This window comes from Woronichinia naegeliana WA131 (genome assembly GCA_025370055.1).
GTDB lineage: Bacteria > Cyanobacteriota > Cyanobacteriia > Cyanobacteriales > Microcystaceae > Woronichinia > Woronichinia naegeliana.
The window spans coordinates 6,382,683-6,396,392 of the sequence record CP073041.1; the positions used below are offsets into that span (position 1 = coordinate 6,382,683).

The window sequence follows — 13,710 nt, forward strand, 5'->3', positions numbered from 1 at the left end:
TTATCTATTTTTGAAGAAAAAAGTTATATTGTTTAGTGCGATCGCCGCTCCTTTAACTTGGGTTAACGAACACAACCCAATGATAGCCTTATTGTCCGTTACTGCAATTACTTTCCCTCGTAAAATGCGGTCACTGTTCTTGTAGGGTCATTATAACTGTGTTTTTGGCTAATTAGTTAATTTAATTGATTTTTTGAGATAAATTACTCCATTTCCCAGTCTTCCAATTGTAGTTGTGGAATGCGTGAAAATTCTTTAGTATTATGTGTAACTAAGATCAAATTGTTCGCTAAAGCAATAGCAGCAATTTGTAAATCGTAAGCCCCGATAGGTGTTCCTTTAGCAGCAAGTTGGGCGCGAATTTCTCCGAAAACTACAGCAGATTGGTCATCAAATGGCAAAGACAAAAATTGGCTCAAAAATTCTTGCTGTAACCTCAGATTACGCTCTGGGTTAGCACTACGAAGTGATCCATAAAATAATTCATCCTTCACAACTGAACAAACAGCAATTTCTGAAAGTAGAATATTATCTAGCTTTTGTTTTAAATGAGAATTTTGGCCCTTAAGGTAAACAATACAGACATTGGTATCTAGTAGATAAATCATCAAAATGGCTCTCTTTCTGCTTGTTCTGGCTGTGGATGTCTGATAAATGTTTCATCTTGAATACAACCATAAAAATCACTCAATTTTGTTTTTTTTTGGGGTGCTGACTCATAAACAAGAATAATATCTAATTCCGTTCCTTCTGTTGTTTCGGGTAATTGAATTTGTAAAAGTCCATTTTTACCAATTAGCGATCGCACTCTTATACTTTGCATAACTATTCACCTTTAATAAAATGTTTCTATAAATAAAGCAAAATCAAAATTCAACCCAATCTCTTCTGTCAATCTAGGAGATTTGAATGCGATCGCCGCTCTTGTGGATTTAGGTTAAAGAAGGCAAAGCAAATTATGGAAAATTATAACCTCATTGTGGATTACTTTATACTAACTCAAATTCGATCACCAGTCTCACAGGTAAATGATAACTGTGTTTTTGGCTCATTGTCAAGTTACTGCGATCGCTTTCTCTGATGAAGTGCGATCGCTATAATAGAAAGATATTTACTTTTGGCTCAATACTTTTAATATGGAAATCACAGCGACCTTAAACGAAATTGCCAGCCTTAACCTGGAAGATAGAATTCAACTAGTTCAAATGATTTGAGATGGTATTGCCGCAGAACAAGCTTATCCTGAGCTAACCGAAGCACAAAAGCAAGAACTAGATAATCGAATTAATGATCATGAAATCAATCCCGATAACACAATGACCTGGGAAGAAATCAAAGCATCTATTAAAAAACAAGCATGAATTACGCACTCGTATTTCGCCCAAAAGTTCGTGACGAGTTTAAGGAAAATTGTGGGTTACTGCGATCATGTTTGAAAACCGCGATCGCTTTGACCTGATTAAAGTTATGCGATCGCCTTTTTAAAGTTTAATCAATGACAAGACAGCGATCGCCACCTCCAAAATGATCGCCCATTTGCCATTCACCTCTCAAAAACGAGATCGCCTCCTCCAATCCCATCCCCACAAAAAGCGATCGCGACTTCCAACAGGATCGCCTCTCCAACTTTCCTAACAAACGATCACAGACATTCTGTTTTAATGCTGTTAAAATAGGGCAAGGTATTTCTGGATTAAAATTATGACGCAAATTACAGTTGAACTTCCTGATGAATTGGCCATACAGATTCAATCACAAATTGCTCAGGGAGAGTTTAGTAATCTGGGTGAGTATGTTGTGTATTTATTGCAGCAAGAGCAATCACAGCTTCGTTCTACTGAGTTAGAAAAAATGTTTTTGGCAGGTCTTGATAGTGGAGAACTAATTGAAATAACTGATCAATGGTGGGAACAAAAACGCCGAGAAACTTTATCATGACTCACCGAATTTTAATTACGCCTCTTGCCAATCAAGATATTGATGCTCATGTTAATTATCTTCGTGTTTACAATGAAAAAGCGGCTTTTCGCTTATTTGATGCGATTCGTCTAACTCTTACACAAATTGCAAAAATCCCGAAAATTGGAGTTAGCTATCCTTTACAAAATTCTCGTTTAGCAGGTTTAAGAAAATGGCCAGTCAAAGATTTTAGTAATTACATTATTTTTTATCTGGAAAAACCAGAGCAAATAGAAGTTGTTCGTATTCTTCATGGAGCTAGAGATGTTCGCTTTGTTTTGGAGAATGATTCATCTTTAGATTAAAATAAAGCGATCGCCTCCTCTAATCTCATTCCCACAAAAAGCGATCGCACTACAAGATTGCACTTTCAAAAGCCAAAGCGATCGCAGTTTTAAAGCTTAATCAATTAGATTACGGCGATCGCATTATTTTTTTAGATATTTTGAGAAGAGTCCGTTCTCTCTGCAAAAAAATAGATTAAAATGAGTGTGTCAGCCTGATTAACAAAATGAGTTATGCCAACACCGACTATCATCGAAACTGATTTACGCGAAGTTCTAGCAGAAATGAATAAGAAGCTAGATACAATTTCTAAAGATGTCAATCAAGTACAGATTCGATTGGCTACTGTAGAAACCAAAGTTGATAATGTAGAGAAACGATTGGATTCAATGGATAAGCGATTCTGACTTTTCCCGTTAAGTGCGGATTGCAAGCTGCCAGCCTTGGCAAAGGTCATGCAACTTCAACCAACCGCGCCAAAGGACTTGGATACCGAGAGGAGTTTTACGACGATGTTCAAGATAACCACCAAGAAAAGCAACAGACTCGACAGCCCAAGCAACAGTCAAAATAGGGGGAAGTTTTTGAGAGGCGGCTGCTTTTAACACCTGAAGTTGAAGAGGATTAAGAATTTCAATCGCGAGAGCATCGGGCTGGGTACGATGAAGATAAGTAACGTGTAAAAGTTCAACAGCAATGACACTTAAAAAACCCAAAAGAGTTTTCATTCCATCAGAGGCAAGTCGATAACGCTCACTCTGACAACCAGACTTAAGGACTTTATGAAATTCTTCAACCCGCCATCGGTAGGTGTACCAACGAAGAATAGTGACAGCCATCTCAATAGTCTCAACAACTTCTGTAGTCAGAAGCATCCAAGATAAAGGAGTTTCGCCTTCGGGACAATCGATTTCTGTCGCATAAACAGCATAGACATTCAACGGGTCACGATTATCAAAACGATAGGGAGTTCGTAGATTAACTGAGCAAAATCGGACGGCAAGCTTAACCTTCCGTGCTTTTCTTTTTCCTGTACTCGGAATCTCGATTTCTTGATGAAAACGAATCGGTTCTGATTCCAAATGTTGCCAAAGTCGTTCACTATTTTTGTCTAAACTACGATTATGAGACGCTCTGACCAGCACTCCTGTATGCTTCTGACTTTTCCCGTTAAGTGCGGATTGCAAGCTGCCAGCCTTGGCAAAGGTCATGCAACTTCAACCAACCGCGCCAAAGGACTTGGATACCGAGAGGAGTTTTACGACGATGTTCAAGATCTGACTTTTCCCGTTAAGTCCAAAATCCAGCAATGCAAACTTCTAGAGGCTTTATCTGGCAAGGGTTTGAGTAATGATTCTCTTGACAGGAAAAAAATATTCTGAAGCCATCATCCCGCTTATCGTTCAAATTTCAAAAACAAAGGATGAAGGGAGTATGAGACTGTAAAATGGAGAAAATCTTAAAGGGCAGGTCAAAAAATGTTGGAATGGTGGACAAAAAACTTTGCCAGTTGTGAATTGGGAGACGAGAGGCTAAACAATCGTGCCTTCTCGATTGGGAAAAAGTTAAGTGAGGGGTTTGGAAAAGCCTTATCAGAAGTGTTTAAGGGAGGAAACGAGTTAAAGAGGGCCTATGAATTTTTGGGAATCCGAAAACAGACTTTGTCAAGATAATAGAGCCGCACTGTGAAATGACAACTGCCGCCGTAGAAGAATATAAGATAATGCTATCAGTCGGAGATACGACCTTCTTAGATTATCGCAATATCAAGGAAAAAAGGGAAGGGTATGGGCCGACTGGAAAAGGAGGGAATGGATTAATACTGCATAGTGCTTTAGCAATTGAGCCAGAAAAAGGACAAGTATTAGGTTTATTATGGCAAAAACTGTGGAATAGGGAGGTAAAAGAAAAGCCCCCAACAGATGAAACGGCGAAGCAGAAAAAAGAAAGACAGAAAGAACAAAGAAAAGCAGCTCGTCAAAGACCATTTGAGGAAAAAGAATCCTACAAATGGGTAGAGGCTCTAAACACCTGTGAGAAACAGGTAGAAAGTTCAACGAGGGTAATTCATGTATTTGACAGAGAAGGAGATGTTTCAGAAGTCTTTGACTCAGTGCGTCAACTCAAGCATACAGGAGTGCTGGTCAGAGCGTCTCATAATCGTAGTTTAGACAAAAATAGTGAACGACTTTGGCAACATTTGGAATCAGAACCGATTCGTTTTCATCAAGAAATCGAGATTCCGAGTACAGGAAAAAGAAAAGCACGGAAGGTTAAGCTTGCCGTCCGATTTTGCTCAGTTAATCTACGAACTCCCTATCGTTTTGATAATCGTGACCCGTTGAATGTCTATGCTGTTTATGCGACAGAAATCGATTGTCCCGAAGGCGAAACTCCTTTATCTTGGATGCTTCTGACTACAGAAGTTGTTGAGACTATTGAGATGGCTGTCACTATTCTTCGTTGGTACACCTACCGATGGCGGGTTGAAGAATTTCATAAAGTCCTTAAGTCTGGTTGTCAGAGTGAGCGTTATCGACTTGCCTCTGATGGAATGAAAACTCTTTTGGGTTTTTTAAGTGTCATTGCTGTTGAACTTTTACACGTTACTTATCTTCATCGTACCCAGCCCGATGCTCTCGCGATTGAAATTCTTAATCCTCTTCAACTTCAGGTGTTAAAAGCAGCCGCCTCTCAAAAACTTCCCCCTATTTTGACTGTTGCTTGGGCTGTCGAGTCTGTTGCTTTTCTTGGTGGTTATCTTGAACATCGTCGTAAAACTCCTCTCGGTATCCAAGTCCTTTGGCGCGGTTGGTTGAAGTTGCATGACCTTTGCCAAGGCTGGCAGCTTGCAATCCGCACTTAACGGGAAAAGTCAGGTGGACTGGGAGATGATTATCTCGTCGGGGATACGGGAAATGATACTCTGAATGGAGGGGCAGGAATAGACACTTTAATCGGGGGTGCGGGAATCGATGTTTTAGCGGGAGGGGCAGAAAACGATATCCTCACAGGGGGGACGAACCCTGATTTCTTTTACTTCAATTCTCTGAGCGATGGGATTGATCGAATTACTGATTTTTCTGTCATTGATGATACTATTCAAGTCAATAGAAGCGCATTTGGCTTATCTGTAAATGGTACGATTCTAAGCAATCAATTCAGTATTGGATCTTCCGCTACTAGCGCATCCCATCGATTTATTTACAATAGTGTTACGGGGGCGTTTTTCTTCGATGTCGATGGGTCGGGAAGTGTCGCCCAAGTTCAAATTGCACTTTTGAATACGGGATTATCGCTAACTAATAATGATGTTATCGCGGTATAACGAAGTGCGATCTCGCTCGCCGCTCATGTGGAGACAGGATCACTGCATTTTTGGCTAATTGTCGAGTTACTGCAATCACTTTCTCTGATGAAATGCGATCACATTTTGTGAGAGTTAAGTTGGCGACTTATCCTCAGAATCAGATTTCTCCACAACCGACCTGGCTAGTTTAACCAGCGATCGCAAAGCTTCATTAACGGCGGCCGAATCCCGAAAAATTTCTGCCATATCTGGCTCAAGTACAACAACATTCGTTGCCTGTTGATACGTCTCATAATACTTGCCACGAACACCACCTGAAAAATCATATTCCGTTCTCATTTCGTCATCAGCAGTGATGCTTAAATTAGAATCCTGATTCATAAATTTTCCTCTCATTTCGAGTTACTAAACGAGCACTAATTAAACGAACTTCATTCTGTCTTTCCGTATGAGAAACCACTAAGAGACGCTGTAACTTTGATTGCCCTGTTGTTAAGAGACGGCACTCTTCTATTGAGTGATCAGGGTCAGAAATGGTTATAGCAAAGGGATCGCTAAACACAGTAACAGCTTCTTCAAAAGAAATACCGTGCTTTTTGATGTTACTTGACGCTTTAGCTGGGTTCCACTGAAACTTCATATAGCTATTCTAGCCTAATTCCTCATTAAGAAGGGAGATGCCGTCACTAATAATAGGGGGGTGATCGTTTTGTTGGGATGAGATTTGGAAGGGAGATCGCTTTCTCTGGTGAAGTGCGATCGCTTTCTCTGAATGAAGTGCGATCGCTGTATTCATAGTGTGATCAAACAGAAACCACTCGAATTATCTTAGTACCTTCATCAACAGAATAAACTATAGCAATTGTCATTCAAATGAGGTACGAATAAGGGGCTTAAACCCTTTGCCAGCAAGGTTCGTTGATACCTCACCAAAATGAAAAACGCTATAAACGATGTTTAATATTAATGCAAAGCTCCCATAAACTCAGCTTCCGTGACCCAATCATCATTTTCTTCCGCTTCTTTGATAGATGCGACTAAACCTGAAACAGACTGCAAATAGAGCGTTTCTTGAATATTTTCCCATTCTTGTTTAGAAATTATCACAGCATCTCCCTGACTACTCACTAACAATCGAGGTAAATGATCTTGATTGATCTTTTGTAACAACCCAGTTAACACACTTTCGGATTTATTGATATTAAGAGTTTCTAAGTCCAGCATAAAGGGCAAAAATTCTCGCCAAAAAAACAGGCTGTCTTCATTATAGCAATCGCGCTTCCTCTTCTATTTTTATAAACTGCGATCGTCTAAATGAAATACAGATAGAAAAAAGCGATCGCCTTAAGAGTTTATCCCAGAAAGTAATAAAAGATGTGTCTCTAAATGAAAAAGTAGTGGATATTTATCTATCATAAGAAAAGGATGGGAGTTTGGAAACTCAGCGTCTTCAGACCTGAGAGGAAAAACGACTCAGGGGAATTTATTCCCCCGTAAAATATGGGTTAAAAACTATAGGAGTAACCATCTTTACGATGAATTGCCCGACAGTATTTATGCCCAATTCCTTGTATTAGCTGTGAGGATGTTGAAATATTGAAACTACCACTAGAACGAACAGCAACTCGTCCAACGTAAGTTACGATTTTCTTTCCAGAAGTTACGATTGCCTTAACAATGTCACCTGTCTGAAATCCTTTAATAAACTTAAGGCGAGGGACATAACGAGATGGGAAGCCAAATTTATCGGTGCGACACATTTGACGGCATCCATGTCCTGTTGCCTTAATCAATAAAGGCTGCTTGGTGACAATCCGTAAAGAATCAATCGTTCCTACACAAGCGGCATCAATCCAATGAGCTTTAGTTAATTTTAATCGAGTGCGATTAAACTTAGTTTGTCCACCAGATCCCGTAGAAACAGGTAATCCAGTGATCTTTAAGGCATTAAATAAAGCCCAACGGGTCGAATTAACGGCGGCGGCATCCTTTAAAGGAGACTTTGCCTGACTCAATACTCGTTTCAAGACATCAGGTTTTCCTGAAAGAAAGTCTTTAATATCCTGAGTTCCCTTGCCAATATTACAGGGTTCACAGGCTAAACAAAGATTGGAAATGCGATTAGTTCCGCCCTTCGCCTTGGGTTGAATATGCTCAACTTGGAGAGGGATGTTCTTTGCTCCACAATAGGCGCATTGACGGTTCCATTTTTCCAAGAGATATTCCCGCACTTCGTAACCCTGTAACTCTCCTTGTTGGTATTCAATACCAGAGATTTCAGGGTTTTCCATTTTCTGTAAATCGAATCGAACCAACTCCTGAACAATGCTAGTGACAGGACAGTAACGAATCAATTTCTTGACCAAGGTTAGCGTGGTATCTACTCGATGTTGGAGACTGGGAGTTAACCATCCCTTTTCCTTTTTCCGATTAAGGAATCGAGCAGGACGATAGCGAGTTTTACGATTTCGGCGATTACGACGAATAGCGCGACGGGAATCTAAGTCGGACTTGATTTGTTGTCCTCGGTGAGATAATTCGGCTCCCCAAATGACATCTTCTCCATTGAGAATAGCAATCCCTGTTGCTTGAGAGCCTGGGTCGATTTTAAGAGTCAACGAATTGACTTCTACATCTTCTTGCTTCTCCTTGAGAATAATGGTGAAGGGATACCGACGAAATACAGCAGCTTTTTTCTGATTCAGTAACAATCGTGCTTGAGCAGGATGCACTGGATTACAAGGCTGTTTATCGGTATCAATAACAAAAACATAATTAGACATAGATAACTCCAATTTCTTGGGTAATGTTAGCCTCGGTAATGTTTTAAGAGCTTGTTAGGCTGAAAGCACTTCCTTAACCCCGTAAAGATGTTTAACTTTCAACAACACAGCGACAAACTGGCTACGCATTCGTCGGTGTTATGACTCAAAAAACGTAGTCCTCGAAGGACTTAACCTGGTCAGCTAACTGAAGTTAGAGGCACGAAGCCCCCGTACTTCAGTCGGGGGTGCTGACTCCCATTAAATCCAATGACTTAGAAATTCTAACTGTCCCTGCATTTCTGCTGAGGACTTAGTGTTTATCAGCCTCAAAACCCCCCTCATCAAGTCACCAATTCCGTATCGTTGTTGGGGAGCTAAAATAATTCCCGCATGAGATAAACCTTTACTAACGAGAGTAGTATGCAATCGGTAAAAGTCTCTAGTATTGAAACTAAAGATCACTCGACCATTTTGCTTCGCCCAATCTAGCTGTTCTTCATCCGAACGATGGAACATTCCTGCATCCGCAACTGTTAAAACATCCACATTGCGAACTTTCAAAGCTTTTACAAAGTCTTCATCCATTGAGTCCTCGTCAATGTACAAAAGTATCTTACTCATCTAAAAAATTGTTAAGCTTTCTTGCTGTGTAATTCTGCCAACTTCCAATATTCAGCGTCCTCTTCTGCCAAATTTGCTTCAATTTCATCGCGGTTAGCATGATAATAAGCCAAAGCAGCATAAACTTGAGCAAGGCTTAGATGACTCATACGGCGAGCAATTTCCTCAGCAGTTGCACCTTGTTTGTATAAGACAACTACTCGACGGACAGAAGTTCTTGTCCCCGCAATAAATGGGCGACCGTTACCAATGTCTGGGGAACAGATGACTAATGTGCCGATGTCAGTAGTTGTAGGCATAGTTTATCGTTTGGTGGTGGGCTGCGCCTTAGTGCGATCGCCGATCTTCTAGGGACATGATAACTTTATTTTTAGCTAATTGTCGAGTTGCTGCAATCGCTTTCTCTGATGAAGTGCGATCGCATCAAAATTCTAGACTCTTTATTTGACAAGCCTTTTAGCATTTCATAAAAAATCAATAATGATTGCTGAAACCTTTACCTAGCCTATCGTTCAAAAATAAGATGCATTTGCCCTGATCCGAAAAAACGGAAGATTGAAAACTAAGCAACTTTAGCTCTCGGATAAAGGGGGACTATATTGGACAGAACGACCAGGGGGACGCACCGCGATCGCCTTTTTCTGTCCTAGTTCCTCTTCTGAAGGTGAAAAGGAAAAGTATTAAATTACCAGAAAAATGGGTAAAAGCCTGGCTCTCCCCTTGTCTGTGTGTAATGTTATGTTACGAGTTAAAGCAAGCTAACAATTTAAGCCGTAGATGCTCAAAATTAGCAAATCCATAACTTTTCCTTTTTATTAATTTAATTTTTGTATTCATCCCTTCCGTTAATCCATTAGTTGTATGGTTTTCAAAATAATTGCATATACCTGTCAAATGAGTTTTCAGCATACCCACACTTTTTTTATAGAATAGGCTCGCTGTTCTCATCCATTTTTCAAATTTTCTCCTTGCACCATTTGTTGTTCTTGAATGCTCATAAATATCTCTAATCTCTTCCTTCATTTCATACGCTATTCCTAAACAAGGATACATTTTCAATATCTCTTCTAACTCTTCTCTTTTTTCTTCTTTTAACTCTTCTTTATTTTTCCATAATAGGTATGTTAAACCCTTTTTATGGATATTCATTTTCTTTCTCAATTTATTCAATTCTTCATTTATATTTTTCATTACATGAAATCTATCATAGACGATTTTAGCATTTACAAATAACTCCTTTATTGCTGACGTAAATCCCTCCCACATATCCACACTTACTTCCTTTACATTCTCTCTAACCCTTGCTGGCTGCACCTTTAGGGCTTCTATTATCTCTTCTTTTTTGTGTCCTTTTATTACTTCTAACAATTCCTTTTTATTTATATCTATCACTGTTGTAATAAAGTCTTTTTTTCCTTTTCTATTACTAAATTCGTCTAAACTTATCTTTTCTGGTAATTCCCATTCCTTCTTTTCTGCCTGCTTTGCATACTCTTCAAATATTGATTCCAATGTTCCCCAACTTATTTCTTCTTCTTGCCTTACCTCTTCTACATTTTTCTTTTTTACTTGCTCATAAATCTTTTCTTCATAACGAATTGTATAATGTTTTCTTAGCTGCATAAAGTCCAGTCTTTCTGTTATGTATTTCTGACATTTTTCACAATGGAACTGGCGGCGGGGCACTTCCAGATATACTTTCTTTCCCAATAGGGATAAATCCCGAACCAAATTATATTCTATTTGATTTATATCTTCCAATTCTTTATGACAATTTGGACATTCCATTACTTCGTTTTTCATTTTTAATTTTAAGAACAAAGCACCATCTATTTCTCGATAGTTTACGACTGTTAACTTTGGCAAACCTAGTAGCTCATCCAAGTTTATCCACATACTCCACCTCCTACTGTGGTATTACCATTATACACTTTCCACACAGTTGGGGGAAGAGCCAAAGCCTCGCCCTTCTAGGGCGACTTCCAGATCAACTCAATTTTTTATCTGCAATCTTTTGTGATAAACTAAGGGAATGATAGTCAGAGAAGCCAAACTACTGAACGGAACAAAAGAGCAATACCAGTCTCTTGAGGAAGCCATTCGGACTGTACAGTTTATTAGGAACAAAGCGGTTAGACACTGGATGGATAATCAAGGAGTCGGTAAAGCCGATTTGTATGTGCTATGCAAAGAATTAGCCAAGGAATTTCCTTTTGCGAAAAAGTTAAATTCGGCGGCTAGACAAGCTAGTGCGGAACGTGCTTGGGCTTCTATATCCAGTTTCTACAGTCGTTGCAGAAAAGGGGAAAAGAAGAAAGGCTATCCCCAGTTTAAAAAACATTGTCGCTCTGTAGAATATAAAGTCTCAGGATGGAAATTGTCTGATGATTGCATGAAAATTGCTTTCACTGATGGTTTTAATGCTGGCTCCTTTTCCCTATATTGCAACATTGCAACAAAGAAACGAGAGAAGACCTGTTTCGATTAAAAATTAATCGGGTTCGAGTGGTGAGAAGGGCAGATGGTTATTATGCTCAGTTCTGCTTTGACGCTGACCGCAAAGAACAAGGGGAATATACGGGTAACGTTGTTGGTTTGGATTTGGGATTAAAATATTTCACCAGAGACCAAAACGACAATGCTGTAATCTATCCCCAGTTCTTAAGAAAATCTGAGCTTAAACTAAAAAAGACTCAAAAACGCTTAAGCAAAAAGTTTGTGAAAGGGGCTAAACCCCAATCCAATAACTACCATAAAGCACGAAAAAGACTGGGTAAAACCCATCTTAAAATTCAACGCCAACGGAAAGATTGGGCAATTAAGCAAGCCCGAAACGTGGTGGCATCTAACGATGTCGTGGTGTATGAAGATTTAAAGGTGTCGAACCTGGTCAAGAATCATCACTTGGCTAAGTCAATTTCTGATGCTAGTTGGTATCAATTCACCCAATGGTTAGACTACTACGGGAAAATCTGGGACAAGGCGGTTGTGGCGGTTTCGCCCAACTACACTTCTCAGGACTGCTCTAATTGTGGTCATCGGGCGAGAAAGTCATTGAGTACCAGAACTCATTCTTGTCCCAATTGTGGAATAGAGATTTGTCGTGATACAAATGCGGCAATTAACATCCTTAAAAAGGGAATGGGAATTCTGGGAAGGTCATGGCAAAACAGTACCTTTGGGCAAAAGGAATCTGCCTCGGAAGAGGGAAAGCATAGGGAGAGAACCACCTCTATCATTGAAGGGAAACCAACAATCGTAAGTGGATCTCTGTGAACTATGAATAAGAATTCCCCGTCGTTCACGCGGGGGAGTATGTCAAACAATCCAACTTAACGCGATCGCCCTTTTCTCTTAGTTCCCCTTATGAGAGAGGGGAATCACCTTTTTTTAAGTAGTAAGTAGCCACCCTTATCAAGGTAGGGCTGATTCATTCTCGAAGACGAAGAAAAAAAGTAAGGTGAACAAACTCATATAAGATGAAAAATGTTTACCTTATTTTTTTATACTATGCCGAGGCTAATCGAAAAATTATGCCAGATCAAATAATAATAGTTCACTATCGGTTGCAGCTGTTAGCTCTAGTAACGACTCTTGGCTAATAGCAACTCCATCTCCTGTTTCTAGACTTAAACCATTTAACAACAGATTTCCCTTCGCCACTTGTAACCAACCATAACGCTGGGAATCAAAGGGGTGTTGCAGATTAGTTCCTGATTTGAGTTGAGCGGTTGATAAACTTATATCCTGATGTACCGTAATGGTTTGATCTCGACCATCGCTAGTGGCGATCGCCTGAAAACAACCTATGGAAGGACTGAGATCGATTTCCTTTTCCTCGTAACTAGGGGTTAAGTCCGTCTGATTCGGTAAAATCCAAATTTGTAGGAGATGCACTGGTTCCTGGGCAGAAGGATTAAATTCACTATGTCTGATCCCTGTACCGGCGGTCATGCGTTGAATTTTGCCATGCTGAATCACCGAACCATTGCCCAAATCATCCTTATGTTCTAATTGTCCTTCTTGAACATAGGTAATAATTTCCATATCTCGATGACCATGAGTCGGAAAACCCGCTCCAGCCTGGACAAAATCTTCGTTAATGACCCGTAAACTTCTAAAACCCAGAAAATTAGGATCATAATAGTCCGCAAAGGCAAAGGTGTGATAGCTTTTTAACCAACCATGATTAGCATAACCTCGTTCTTGACTTTTGCGATGCTGTAGCATAATTCTCTCCGTATTGAGGTGAGGATTGAGATAACGTTCGTTGTTTCTGAATAAATTTAAAGTAACAAAATTATTGTTAAAGTTGGAAGAGGATACCCAAAAGTGGCTAAGTTCCCTCAAGGATACTAACTGTATTCAACCACCATGCAACGCGATCGCCTTCCTCTTAGTGAATTACCCTGTCCGGCGGAAAATGTTTTAAAAATGATTGGTGGCCGTTGGAAACTACAAATTTTGCGTCAATTATTTACTGGCGTAAAGCGTTTTGGTGAATTACAAAGATCCCTCTCTCCCATTACCCAAAAAGTCTTGACTCAACAATTACGAGAACTAGAACAGGATCAATTACTCCAGCGAGTTGTCTATGCAGAGATTCCGCCCAAAGTCGAATATTCCCTGACTGACCTCGGTAACAGTTTGCAGCCGCTCATCTACGTCCTACACGATTGGAGTTTGGAGCATCAGGAAGTCAATCAGGACTAACCAGAGAAAAAACTGCCCCCTATCATATCGTAAATCCTAGCGAGTCGGACTACAATA

18 protein-coding genes and 3 pseudogenes are annotated in these 13,710 nt (G+C 39.9%); 9 read left to right on the forward strand and 12 right to left on the reverse strand.

All coding sequences use genetic code 11. The features are described 5' to 3' along the window. Positions 1 to 203 precede the first annotated feature (203 nt). Complete coding sequence (locus tag KA717_32325) at positions 204 to 608, reverse strand: type II toxin-antitoxin system VapC family toxin (protein UXE64841.1); 405 nt, start codon at positions 606 to 608, stop codon at positions 204 to 206. Beyond that, a complete protein-coding gene (locus KA717_32330; protein UXE60259.1) occupies positions 608 to 823 on the reverse strand; it encodes a hypothetical protein in 216 nt (71 codons plus the stop codon). The genes KA717_32325 and KA717_32330 overlap by 1 nt, the downstream gene beginning before the upstream one ends. Positions 824 to 1,701: 878 nt before the next feature. On the opposite strand from KA717_32330, the gene KA717_32335 reads away from it, so the two are divergent. The 3 genes from KA717_32335 to KA717_32345 all read left to right on the forward strand — a co-directional run bounded on the left by KA717_32335 (position 1,702) and on the right by KA717_32345 (position 2,651). Further along, positions 1,702 to 1,938, forward strand: a complete 237-nt coding sequence (locus KA717_32335; GenBank protein UXE60260.1) for a type II toxin-antitoxin system ParD family antitoxin — start codon at positions 1,702 to 1,704, stop codon at positions 1,936 to 1,938. Then, complete coding sequence (locus KA717_32340) at positions 1,935 to 2,264, forward strand: type II toxin-antitoxin system RelE/ParE family toxin (protein UXE60261.1); 330 nt, start codon at positions 1,935 to 1,937, stop codon at positions 2,262 to 2,264. The genes KA717_32335 and KA717_32340 overlap by 4 nt, the downstream gene beginning before the upstream one ends. A 213-nt stretch (positions 2,265 to 2,477) precedes the next feature. Next, on the forward strand, positions 2,478 to 2,651 hold the full coding sequence (locus tag KA717_32345) for a hypothetical protein (GenBank protein UXE60262.1): 174 nt from the start codon (positions 2,478 to 2,480) through the stop codon (positions 2,649 to 2,651). A gap of 9 nt (positions 2,652 to 2,660) precedes the next feature. Here the strand turns inward: KA717_32345 and KA717_32350 are convergent. Continuing rightward, positions 2,661 to 3,398, reverse strand: a pseudogene (locus tag KA717_32350) (IS4 family transposase). A 324-nt stretch (positions 3,399 to 3,722) separates the two neighbouring features. Here KA717_32350 and KA717_32355 point away from each other — a divergent pair. From KA717_32355 to KA717_32365, 3 genes and pseudogenes are all read left to right on the forward strand, one after another. Next, on the forward strand, positions 3,723 to 3,917 hold the full coding sequence (locus tag KA717_32355) for a transposase (GenBank protein ID UXE60263.1): 195 nt from the start codon (positions 3,723 to 3,725) through the stop codon (positions 3,915 to 3,917). Positions 3,918 to 3,934: 17 nt separating this feature from the next. Next, the gene (locus tag KA717_32360; GenBank protein UXE60264.1) at positions 3,935 to 5,110 is read left to right on the forward strand and encodes an IS4 family transposase; all 1,176 of its coding nucleotides are present in this window, start codon (positions 3,935 to 3,937) and stop codon (positions 5,108 to 5,110) included. A gap of 12 nt (positions 5,111 to 5,122) precedes the next feature. Further along, positions 5,123 to 5,239: pseudogene (locus KA717_32365) on the forward strand (calcium-binding protein). 447 nt (positions 5,240 to 5,686) lie between these two features. On the opposite strand, the gene KA717_32370 reads toward KA717_32365, so the two are convergent. The 8 genes and pseudogenes from KA717_32370 to KA717_32405 form a co-directional block, all read right to left on the reverse strand. Continuing rightward, a complete protein-coding gene (locus KA717_32370; GenBank protein UXE60265.1) occupies positions 5,687 to 5,935 on the reverse strand; it encodes a hypothetical protein in 249 nt (82 codons plus the stop codon). Then, entirely contained in the window at positions 5,919 to 6,194 is a 276-nt protein-coding gene (locus KA717_32375; GenBank protein ID UXE60266.1) for a BrnT family toxin, read from the reverse strand. The genes KA717_32370 and KA717_32375 overlap by 17 nt, the downstream gene beginning before the upstream one ends. 323 nt (positions 6,195 to 6,517) lie before the next feature. Continuing rightward, a complete protein-coding gene (locus KA717_32380) occupies positions 6,518 to 6,778 on the reverse strand; it encodes a type II toxin-antitoxin system Phd/YefM family antitoxin (protein UXE60267.1) in 261 nt (86 codons plus the stop codon). A 281-nt stretch (positions 6,779 to 7,059) separates the two neighbouring features. Beyond that, positions 7,060 to 8,337 carry an RNA-guided endonuclease IscB gene (gene iscB / locus KA717_32385; protein ID UXE60268.1) on the reverse strand — a complete coding sequence of 426 codons (1,278 nt, stop codon included), beginning with the start codon at positions 8,335 to 8,337 and terminating at the stop codon, positions 7,060 to 7,062. Between the two features lie 240 nt (positions 8,338 to 8,577). Beyond that, the gene (locus KA717_32390) at positions 8,578 to 8,904 is read right to left on the reverse strand and encodes a DUF5615 family PIN-like protein (protein ID UXE60269.1); all 327 of its coding nucleotides are present in this window, start codon (positions 8,902 to 8,904) and stop codon (positions 8,578 to 8,580) included. A 47-nt stretch (positions 8,905 to 8,951) separates the two neighbouring features. Then, positions 8,952 to 9,089 (reverse strand): hypothetical protein, encoded by a 138-nt coding sequence (locus tag KA717_32395; GenBank protein UXE64941.1) that lies wholly within the window; start codon positions 9,087 to 9,089, stop codon positions 8,952 to 8,954. 12 nt (positions 9,090 to 9,101) lie between these two features. Next, positions 9,102 to 9,239, reverse strand: a pseudogene (locus KA717_32400) (DUF433 domain-containing protein). A gap of 442 nt (positions 9,240 to 9,681) precedes the next feature. Continuing rightward, a complete protein-coding gene (locus KA717_32405; protein UXE60270.1) occupies positions 9,682 to 10,836 on the reverse strand; it encodes an ISL3 family transposase in 1,155 nt (384 codons plus the stop codon). Between the two features lie 136 nt (positions 10,837 to 10,972). On the opposite strand from KA717_32405, the gene KA717_32410 reads away from it, so the two are divergent. Continuing rightward, entirely contained in the window at positions 10,973 to 11,428 is a 456-nt protein-coding gene (locus KA717_32410) for a hypothetical protein (protein UXE60271.1), read from the forward strand. Positions 11,429 to 11,445: 17 nt separating this feature from the next. Then, on the forward strand, positions 11,446 to 12,216 hold the full coding sequence (locus KA717_32415; GenBank protein ID UXE60272.1) for a transposase: 771 nt from the start codon (positions 11,446 to 11,448) through the stop codon (positions 12,214 to 12,216). 255 nt (positions 12,217 to 12,471) lie between these two features. Here the strand turns inward: KA717_32415 and KA717_32420 are convergent, their stop codons facing one another. Continuing rightward, complete coding sequence (locus KA717_32420) at positions 12,472 to 13,170, reverse strand: pirin family protein (GenBank protein UXE60273.1); 699 nt, start codon at positions 13,168 to 13,170, stop codon at positions 12,472 to 12,474. A gap of 144 nt (positions 13,171 to 13,314) precedes the next feature. Here KA717_32420 and KA717_32425 point away from each other — a divergent pair, with 144 nt between their 5' ends. After that, entirely contained in the window at positions 13,315 to 13,653 is a 339-nt protein-coding gene (locus KA717_32425; GenBank protein ID UXE60274.1) for a helix-turn-helix transcriptional regulator, read from the forward strand. Positions 13,654 to 13,710 lie beyond the last annotated feature (57 nt).